Source organism: Algoriphagus sp. (assembly GCF_024642405.1).
Lineage (GTDB): Bacteria > Bacteroidota > Bacteroidia > Cytophagales > Cyclobacteriaceae > Algoriphagus.
Window position 1 is genome coordinate 1 of record NZ_JAHEBC010000136.1, and the last position, 9841, is coordinate 9841.

The 9841-nt window shown below is 37.2% G+C and carries 7 protein-coding genes and 1 pseudogene; 5 read left to right on the forward strand and 3 right to left on the reverse strand.

What is annotated here, in order from left to right:
• Positions 1–282, reverse strand: a pseudogene (locus Q0L68_RS11495) (amidase); the annotation flags it as partial.
• 74 nt (positions 283–356) lie between these two features.
• Between Q0L68_RS11495 and Q0L68_RS11500 the strand changes: the two are divergent.
• A complete protein-coding gene (locus Q0L68_RS11500) occupies positions 357–797 on the forward strand; it encodes a hypothetical protein (protein WP_296703126.1) in 441 nt (146 codons plus the stop codon).
• Between the two features lie 146 nt (positions 798–943).
• Here the strand turns inward: Q0L68_RS11500 and Q0L68_RS11505 are convergent, their stop codons facing one another.
• On the reverse strand, positions 944–1258 hold the full coding sequence (locus Q0L68_RS11505) for a hypothetical protein (RefSeq protein ID WP_296703127.1): 315 nt from the start codon (positions 1256–1258) through the stop codon (positions 944–946).
• A gap of 158 nt (positions 1259–1416) precedes the next feature.
• On the opposite strand from Q0L68_RS11505, the gene polA reads away from it, so the two are divergent.
• From polA to Q0L68_RS11525, 4 genes are all read left to right on the forward strand, one after another.
• Positions 1417–4242 carry a DNA polymerase I gene (gene polA / locus Q0L68_RS11510; protein ID WP_296703131.1) on the forward strand — a complete coding sequence of 942 codons (2826 nt, stop codon included), beginning with the start codon at positions 1417–1419 and terminating at the stop codon, positions 4240–4242.
• Positions 4243–4398: 156 nt separating this feature from the next.
• On the forward strand, positions 4399–5772 hold the full coding sequence (gene radA / locus Q0L68_RS11515) for a DNA repair protein RadA (RefSeq protein ID WP_296703134.1): 1374 nt from the start codon (positions 4399–4401) through the stop codon (positions 5770–5772).
• 150 nt (positions 5773–5922) lie between these two features.
• Positions 5923–7902, forward strand: a complete 1980-nt coding sequence (locus tag Q0L68_RS11520) for a hypothetical protein (RefSeq protein ID WP_296703136.1) — start codon at positions 5923–5925, stop codon at positions 7900–7902.
• Between the two features lie 16 nt (positions 7903–7918).
• Positions 7919–9067, forward strand: coding sequence for a YncE family protein (locus tag Q0L68_RS11525; RefSeq protein ID WP_296703139.1), 1149 nt, complete (start codon positions 7919–7921; stop codon positions 9065–9067).
• 29 nt (positions 9068–9096) lie between these two features.
• Here Q0L68_RS11525 and Q0L68_RS11530 read toward each other — a convergent pair whose 3' ends face one another.
• Positions 9097–9417 carry a Dabb family protein gene (locus Q0L68_RS11530; RefSeq protein WP_296703142.1) on the reverse strand — a complete coding sequence of 107 codons (321 nt, stop codon included), beginning with the start codon at positions 9415–9417 and terminating at the stop codon, positions 9097–9099.
• Positions 9418–9841: the final 424 nt, after the last annotated feature.

Below are 9841 nucleotides of genomic sequence, written 5' to 3' on the forward strand. Positions count from 1 at the left end.
TCCTTTTGGAAGAGGGTTAAAAACCAAAGCTGGCGCTACTGAGTTATCAAGTTCAACCTTACGAAGAGTTTCATAATTTGTCAGCTGATTTTCCAGGTTGCTAATCATACTGTCTTTTTCTGAAATATTAAAGGAGATACCAATTAGATTAGAAGCTTCTTCAATGGTCGTTGGGGTGATTTCACCAACGCGTTTACCTATTGTAAAACCTAATCCAAGACATATCCCTGCGCCTAAGATCAATAGAAAACCTTTGTGACTAATTCGATTTTTAATTTTCATTGGATAGTTTTGTATGTTATCTAGATTATAATTGTTTCAAGATCTTTAATAAACCAAAATAAATCAAACCACTCATGGATGAGCAAACTCCATTTCCTGTTTTTCCAATGCATTTCAGAGGAATCTTACTGCTGGCAGGGATGTATACCATAGCTTGGTCAGCTTTTTTTAAATGGTTTGGACCTGAGCTTGTAGCTTGGTTGGCTTTGGGGAGTAAAGACGTTTCCACTCTCCCAAGTGAATACTATGGGATTTTCGGAATAGTTGTAGGCCTAATCATTTTTGTGAGTGCATTTTATCCAGTAAGCTGGGTCTATATGATCATAGCCGGGATCACTGGAAAAATAATTTTAGCAATTTGGTTTACACTAGGCTTTTTACCGGAAATTGGATGGAATAAGCGAAGTGGGTTTCATCTTTTGATTAATGAAATAGTTTGGTTAATTCCTTTGGTAACTATCTTTCTGAGGGCTCTTCAAGTAAAAAACTTTTTAGAATTACAAGACCAAAAATAGTTTTTAGAATTCTCATAAAAAGATTTCAAAATATCTAATAAACTTGAACTCCTTGGTTTGAAATTTTTCTTTCTGCCTGAAAAAAAGAACAGAAACAAAAAAAGAGCTTTCGCAAGCTCTTTTTTAATTAGATTATTGATCTTTTCTTATAAGATAAGAATCAATAATAAAAGAATGATAATAATAGCTCCAATTGAAAGATAAAGACCTTTCCCTTCTGCTTTTGCTTCTTCTTTCATGTCTTTCAACTCAGAACGAATGTCTTTGATTTCGTCTTTACTCATAGACTTAAAATCCATAGCTTTGATTTCATCTAATCTCGCTTGCATCTCTTTCGCTCTAATTTTCTGAGCTTCCGTTAATTCAGTTTTGTCTTTTTTGGATTCCTTATCGCTGATTGGTTCAGCTTGAAGAAATTGAACAGAAAGAAACAGGGCAAAAACGGCTAATAGCTTTTTCATAAAATAATTGTTTAAGGTTAGGTACTGAAAATATTAATATCACTGGCAATTTTCGTCCAAAAACAGATTGAACTAGAATTAGGAAACTTTTCAACTTCTATTTTTCTTAACTTACAGCTTATTACTCAAAGTTAAATTCTGATCAAAATAATTTAATAATGCCCCAAAAACAAGCACATAAACTTTTTTTACTTGATGCAATGGCTCTTATTTATAGAGCTCATTTTGCTTTTAGTAAAAACCCAAGAATAAATAGTAAAGGTTTGAATACCGGAGTGATGCTTGGTTTTACGAATACACTTCTTGAAGTTTTGGATAAGGAGAAACCAACGCATATAGGAGTGGCATTTGATACACATGCCCCAACTTTCAGGCACGTACAATTTGAAGCTTATAAAGCTAATAGACAAGAACAACCTGAAGATATAGGAGTTGCAATTCCCTGGGTCAAAGAAATTGTAAAAGCTTTTAATATCCCTATCCTTGAAATGGATGGATTCGAGGCTGATGATATCATTGGTACCCTAGCCAAACAAGCAGAAGCGGAACATTTTACAGTATATATGATGACTCCTGATAAAGATTATGGTCAGCTAGTGGACGATCATATTTTTCTTTACAAACCTGCCTTTATGGGTAATGGGGTTGAAGTAATGGGGCCGAAACAGATTTGCGAGAAATGGGATATCGAGCGAGTAGATCAAGTCATTGATATATTAGGCCTTATGGGAGATGCAGTTGATAATATACCGGGAATCCCAGGAATCGGACAAAAAACTGCTGTAAAGCTTTTAAAACAGTATGGGACAATTGAAGAATTGATCAAAAACACCGAGGATCTAAAAGGAAAACAAAAAGAAAATGTAGTAAACTTTGCCCAACAGGGATTGTTATCAAAAGAACTGGCAACTATCAAAATTGATGTTCCTGTTTCATTTGTGGAAGAAGATCTTCATTACGATGGTTTCGATGAAGAAAAGCTGAAAGCACTTTTTTCTGAATTGGAGTTCCGAACCTTGGCAAGTCGAATTTTCAAAAGTGAGAACAGTAAAAAAGCTTCGATTAAGAGTAATGATCAGCTCGGTTTATTTGGTGATGCTCCATCTGCTACCAGCAAATCAACCATTGTTTTCGAGGAAGAATCAGTAAACACCGAACCTTTACCCGAAGCAGGGACAATTCATAGCACTTCACACCAGTATCATAAAATAAAAGGTAATGATGCAATTGAAGAATTAGTCTCCTACTTACTCCTTCAAGATGAGCTTTGTTTCGATACAGAAACCACTTCAGTCAATGCTATGGAAGCAGAATTAGTGGGTATTTCTTTTTCCTATTTACCAGGAGAAGCATACTATATCCCATGTCCTTCCGATAAAACTGAAACTCTGGAAATTTTAAAATTACTGAAGCCTGTTTTTGAAAATGAAAAAATTCTCAAAATTGGCCAGAATATAAAATACGATATTCTGGTACTTAAGAATTATGATGTAGAAGTAAAAGGTGCGCTATATGACACAATGTTGGCCCATTATCTTATCGAGCCAGAAGGAAAGCATTCAATGGATTGGCTTTCGGAACATTATCTGAATTATAAGCCTGTTTCGATCACTGAACTGATCGGGAAAAAGGGGAAAAATCAAGGAAATATGCGGGATGTAGAAGAAGATGAGGTGACTGAGTACGCTTCAGAAGACGCCGATATTACGTTGCAACTGAAAGAAAAACTGGATCCTTTGCTTAAAGAAAGCGAATTGGAAAAACTCTTCTATGATGTAGAAAATCCGCTGATCAATGTGCTTGCTGATATGGAGTTTGAAGGGGTGAGGATAGATACTGAAAGTCTTGCTGAAATGTCTCTTCTTCTGGAAAAAGAAAGCAAGGAAATCGAAAATAGGGTTTATGAATTAGCCGGTGTAAGATTTAATTTGGCTTCTCCAAAGCAATTAGGAGATGTGCTTTTTGAGAAACTTAAGCTTGATGCCAAAGCTAAAAAGACCAAAACCGGCCAATATGCTACCGGAGAGGAAGTCTTGAGCAAACTAGCCAATGAACATGAAATTGCCAAAGCAATTTTGGATTTCCGTCAAATGGTAAAGTTAAAGTCTACTTATGTAGATGCTTTGCCTACCATGATCAATTCCAAAACGGGAAAAATTCATACCACTTACAATCAGTTTGTCGCGGCAACCGGAAGACTTTCTTCCATTAATCCGAACCTACAAAATATTCCAATCCGAACTGAAAGAGGGAGGGAAATTAGAAAAGCATTTGTTCCCCGAGATGAAAATCACGTCTTATTGGCAGCAGATTATTCTCAGGTAGAATTACGGATCATGGCTTCATTTTCGGGAGATGAATCCATGATTGAAGCTTTTAAAAATGGCAGGGATATTCATGCAACTACTGCTGCCAAGATTTTTCAAGTACCTCTGGAAGAAGTCACTTCTGACATGCGTAGAAAAGCCAAAACTGCCAATTTTGGAATTATTTATGGTATTTCTGCTTTTGGCTTATCCCAGCGATTGGCTATTTCCAGAACAGAAGCAAAAGAAATTATTGACGCTTATTTTAAAGAATTCCCTGCTGTCAAAGAATATATGGATGGGGCTATTGAGAAGGCTAGAAAAGACGAATATGTAGAAACTATTTTGGGTAGACGCAGATACCTTCGAGATATCAATAGCCGAAATGCTACCATGCGAGGTTTTGCAGAGCGGAATGCCATCAATGCCCCTATTCAGGGTTCCGCTGCTGATCTGATCAAAGTAGCCATGATCGATGTGCACCAATGGATGAAGAAGGAAAAACTCAAATCAAAGATGATCCTTCAGGTTCATGATGAATTGGTTTTTGATGCCCATAAGGATGAAATCGAAACTCTGAAAGCCAATATTCCTGGCCTAATGTCCAATGCCATTAAAATGGCGGTACCTGTAGAGGTAGAGATCGGTACTGGAAATGATTGGCTAGAGGCGCATTAATTGATTTTGGATTTATGATGTCAGAAATGTGATTTAATTTTAAAATTACCATCCACTTATTTAATCTTTCTGTCTATTTAAAACCTGTTAGGTAGAAACTTTGCCAAGACCTTCTTCCTAATTTCGTATTTCCAACTTCGTATTTTCAAGTTCCGTATGGCTAAAATCAAAACTTCTTTCTTCTGTCAAAACTGTGGTGCCCAAAGTCCAAAATGGCTAGGTAAATGCCCTGCTTGTGGGGAATGGAATACCTATGTGGAAGAAGTCATTCAAAAAGAAGAGGCTGGAAAGGGAAGCTGGAAACCAAGTGGTTCAACAACAAAAAAGGCCAACACTCCCAAAAAAATCCAAGAGGTCAATTATGAGGAAATGCCCCGCTATATCACCGGAGACGATGAATTAGATCGGGTATTGGGAGGAGGTATTGTTCCTGGATCTTTGGTTTTGATTGGAGGAGAGCCAGGAATCGGGAAGTCGACTTTGATGCTCCAGATTGCTTTGATTCTCACAAACAAAAAGATTCTCTATGTTTCAGGAGAAGAAAGTGAAGCTCAAATCAAAATGCGAGCAGACCGGATGTCTGCCAAAAATCCAGATTGCTATGTCTTATCAGAAACTAATACGCAGCACATATTCCAACAAATTGAAGTATTAAAGCCTGATCTTTTGGTCATTGATTCGATTCAGACTCTAAATTCCCAATACGTAGAATCCGCGGCAGGATCTGTTTCTCAAGTGAGAGAATGTACAGCTGAGTTGATGAAGTTTGCTAAAGAAACGGGAACCCCGGTTTTCTTAATTGGACATATTACCAAAGATGGCTCTATTGCAGGCCCAAAGGTCCTTGAACATATGGTAGACACGGTTTTGCAATTTGAAGGAGATCGACACATGGCCTATAGAATCCTCCGAACCTCTAAAAACCGTTTTGGTTCTACGCATGAGCTTGGGATTTATGAAATGCGTACCGAGGGTCTTCGGCCAGTAGCAAACCCTTCTGAAATTCTTTTAACCCAGCGTGAAGAAGTTCTAAATGGCGTTGCTATCGGGGCTATGATGGAAGGAAACCGACCATTGTTGATAGAAATCCAATCTCTTGTCAGTCCTGCAACTTATGGAACACCTCAAAGAAGCAGTACCGGTCATGATGCCAAAAGACTCAATATGCTTTTGGCAGTTTTAGAAAAAAGGGGAGGAATGCGTCTCGGTCAACAAGATGTTTTTTTGAATGTGGCAGGAGGACTTCGGGTAGACGATCCAGGATTGGATCTCGCTGTTTGCGCATCCTTGATTTCAAGCTATGAGGATACTCCGGTTTCTGAGGAAATTTGTTTTGCAGGAGAGGTAGGATTAGGAGGAGAAATCCGAGCTGTTCATCGGATTGAAAACCGCATTTCCGAAGCTGAAAAACTTGGTTTCAAAAAAATAATTGTCTCTAAATATGCGGTCAAAGGTCTTGATCTCAGCAAATATAAAATCCAAGTGATTGCAGTTAGTAAGCTTGAAGAGGTTTATCAAAAGATTTTTTGATTTTCATTTCTATTTAATTTTCACTCATTTTTTATTTTAAAAAGCTGAGTTTTCAGTTTTAAGGAAGTGGTCGATTATACAAATTGCAAAATTTCTTATGGTTTGGTATGAAGGATTCGTTAAATTCAGAATTCTAAAAAATCTTAACCTATGAAAAAGTTTTTAATCTATGTTTTCATCCTGGTTTTCAATGTGGGAATTCTCCATGCTCAGGATTTGAGTATTAAAGTTAGTTCTGAGAATGTTTCGATGAAGATCGGTGAATCAAAACAGCTAGGCGCTGCCGTTGTGGATAATTCAGGAAAAAAAATTGAAAACAGAGAATTCATTTTTTTCTCAAGAAATTCCCGAGCCTTGTCTGTAGTGGACACCACTGGAATGGCAACAGCAATCCAACATGGGGAATATGATGTAATTGTCATTAGTCCAGGAGATCCCCAGCTTAGATCTAATATTACTGTGACAGTTGAACCAGCAGCAATTTCCAAAATTGAAATTACTGGTATCCCTGAAAATACTTATGCAGGAATTACTATTCCACTTGAATTGAAAGTAACGGATGAAGCCGGTTTTGAAAGGCCAGAAAAGGTAATCTCTTTGACTTCCTCAGATGAAAAAATAGTATCTGTTGCTCCTTTTAATAAACTAATACCTAATCAAAAGGGAAAGGCAACCATTACAGCAAATGTTGATGGAATTAAAGAAACTCTTGAGATAGATGTAATCGAAAATCCTATCACAAAAATACTTTTGAAATCAGATATGATTGAAGGAAGATCTGGTGATGTTTTTACATTAACAGCCTTGGCTTTAGATAAAGATGGGAATGAAGTAACTGATGCCCCAATCAATTATTCATTCACAGGAGAATCATTTGATGTCTCTGCAGCACCATCTGGATTAATTACAGATGAAGGAAAATTCGTGGCAGATCAACCTGGAATTTATGTTATAAATGCCACCTCGGGTCCGGCCGCTGCTTCTATTACCGTTCAAGCCAACAACAGAAATATCACGAGGAAAATTGATTTAATCGGACAAGGCTCAGTAAACAATAAACACACATCGGATTTATGGATTTGGGAAGGAATAGATGGAAAGGATTATGCTGTTACTGGAACTTGGGGTGCAGATGGCACTGCATACTTTTGGGACGTAACAGATCCCGCAGGGATCCAATTAATTGATTCCGTCAAAGTAGACGCCCGAACTGTAAATGATGTAAAAGTTTCTGAAGATGGAAGAGTAGCCGTGATATCAAGAGAAGGAGCTTCCAACAGAAAAAACGGTTTGGTCATTATTGATGTGAGTAATCCAAGAGATGCAAAAGTAATTTCAGAGTTTTCAGAAAATCTTACCGGAGGTGTCCACAATGTATTTATCTACAAAAATCATGTGTATGCCTTAAGTGCCGGAAGGAAATATTATTCTATCAATATAGAAGACCCAACCAAACCTAGAATTGTGGGAGAATTCGAGTTGGATACACCAGGTCATTCTATTCATGATGTTTGGGTTCATGATGGAATTGCTTATTCTTCCAACTGGTCAGATGGCGTTCAACTAGTGGACGTAGGCAATGGAATAGCTGGAGGTACGCCTTCTAATCCAGTTCAGTTTGCCAGTTATGCTTATCCAAGTGGGTCAAACCATGCTGCATTCCCCTATAAGGATGAAAAAACCGGAAAATTCTATGTTATTCTTGGCGACGAAGAATTTCCCTATGGTTTAGATCCCGATGGTCGAAAACCAAGTAGAGCAGCCGGTTTTCTTCATGTGATTGACTTTACAGATCTCAAAAACCCAAAAGAAGTAGCCTGGTTCCAAGTGCCATTTGCAGGGTCACATAACTTCTGGATTGAAGATGATATTCTTTATGCAACATTTTATAATGGTGGAGTCAGAGTGGTAGATATAAGTGGGGAACTTTTAGGTGACTTAAATCGACAAGGTCGTGAGATAGCCTGGATAGTTCCAGAGGATCCTGATGGTTTTGTTGCCAATGCCCCTTTTACGTGGGGAGCACAGCCACATAAGGGTCATATCTTCTATTCTGATTGGAATAGCGGATTGTGGTCAGCAAAACTTCAGCCTATTGTACCAGAAAATGCGAAGATTGAAAATAAATAATTTGATATCCTTGACGATGAAAATACATTCTTTTATTAAGAGGTCTACCTTCCTAATAATCTCTTTCTTAACATTCAATTTGGGAGTTCAGGCTCAGGACTATTATGTTTATGTGACTGCTGAATCAGAGGATGAAGTCGCTTTAGTGAAATTTGACGGAAAAAAAGCTAGCATAGAAAAGACAATTCCAGTTGGGATTTGGCCGGCTGAGATTGAAGGACCACATGGAATCAATATAAGTCCTGATGGAAAATATTGGTACTTATCTATTGCCCATGGAAATCCTTACGGAACCTTATATAAATATTCGACCGAAAGCAATGAAGTGGTGGACACCGTTCGACTAGGGTTATTTCCAGCCTCTCTGCAAGTTTCGAAAGCAACGGGTCTTTTGTATTGTGTAAATTTTGATCTTCATGGAGATATGGTCCCAAGTACGGTTTCTGTAGTTGATCCTGAAGAAATGATTGAAATTGATCGGATCGAAACCGGAGTAATGCCACATGGTTCCAGAATATCTTCGGATGGAATGTTCCATTATTCCGTAGGCATGATGTCTGGTGAATTGTTTGAAATTTCTACCACCAAATTGAAAGTTACTCGCAAATTGAGTTTGGATGGAATGGAGGAAGAAAAGTCTTCCATGGGCGGGATGGATCATAGTAAAATGGACCATTCAAAAATGGGACATTCTATGATGACAGAATCTGCTGCTCCAATGTATCATAGTGCAACAAAACCAACATGGGCTATTCCTCACCCCACAAACGGAAAAGTTTATGTAGCAGGGAATGGATCTGATGAGATTTTAGAAGTTGACCTTGATCAATGGGAAATTACCAACAGATTTAAAACCGGAAAGGCACCTTATAATTGTGATGTTACCCCAGACGGAAAATACCTCGTTGCTACCTACAAAGGCAGCGGAGAAACAGGAATTTGGGACCTAAAAAAGGGGGAAGAATTACCTAGGATAAAGAATACGAGAAATGTCACTCATGGTGTAACGATCTCTTCGGATAGTAAATATGCCTTCATTTCAGTAGAAGGGATTGGAGGGGAACCAGGAACTATGGATGTGATCGATATTAAAAATGCCAAAAAAGTGGCTTCAGTGGATATGGGTAAACAAGCTGGAGGAATTATTTTCTGGAAAATGGAATAGTAAAAAACAAAGCAAATGGGACTGAAATTTCAGCCCCATCTCTTTTGTTCATATTGGTTTTCAATCAATTCATAATCTATCTCCATATACTTATCCACATAGTCATCCCAATACATTTTTAAAAATATCGCATGATGAGGATGCTCATTATAGGCCATATAGGATTCATAGTCATCAAACTCCAATTTCAAGCCATAATCAAATTCATTTTTTGAACTTGTTTCATTTAAGACCTGAAAATTCTTCACAAATGAAATTGTAGATAATTTTGAAGCTGCATTCAAAAAGATCCTTTCTTCGGAGGAGCCCTTAGGATACTTTAGCTTGAAAAAGACGCAGTGATTTATCATGGTTAAAGAATTTAAAATGAAAAATATTGAAATAATTAATACGTAGAAAATCAGATTAAGAACAATATATGAAATAATAAGTTTTGAATTTTAATCTAAAAATCTATTCCTGCATCAGGAAACATGAAAAATTCTTGATGTCAAAATGCTGAAGAGATAAAGATTATGATTCTAAATTTACTACGCAAAGCTGGTATATTTTCAAAGCACTCAATCATTTCTTTTAATGTTTCTTCCTAAGCTGAAAAGTTATATTTAAGAAGGCAAAAGGATAAGAACCAAATAAGGATGATACTAAATAACCTGTACAAGACTTCTTGAAGCATCAATTTGATTATTTCGGAATACTATCCTCTATCTCTAAATAACAAAAATGAGAAATTTTCTTAAGGTATGAATTGAGGATTTTTCAAATTTTTGTCTT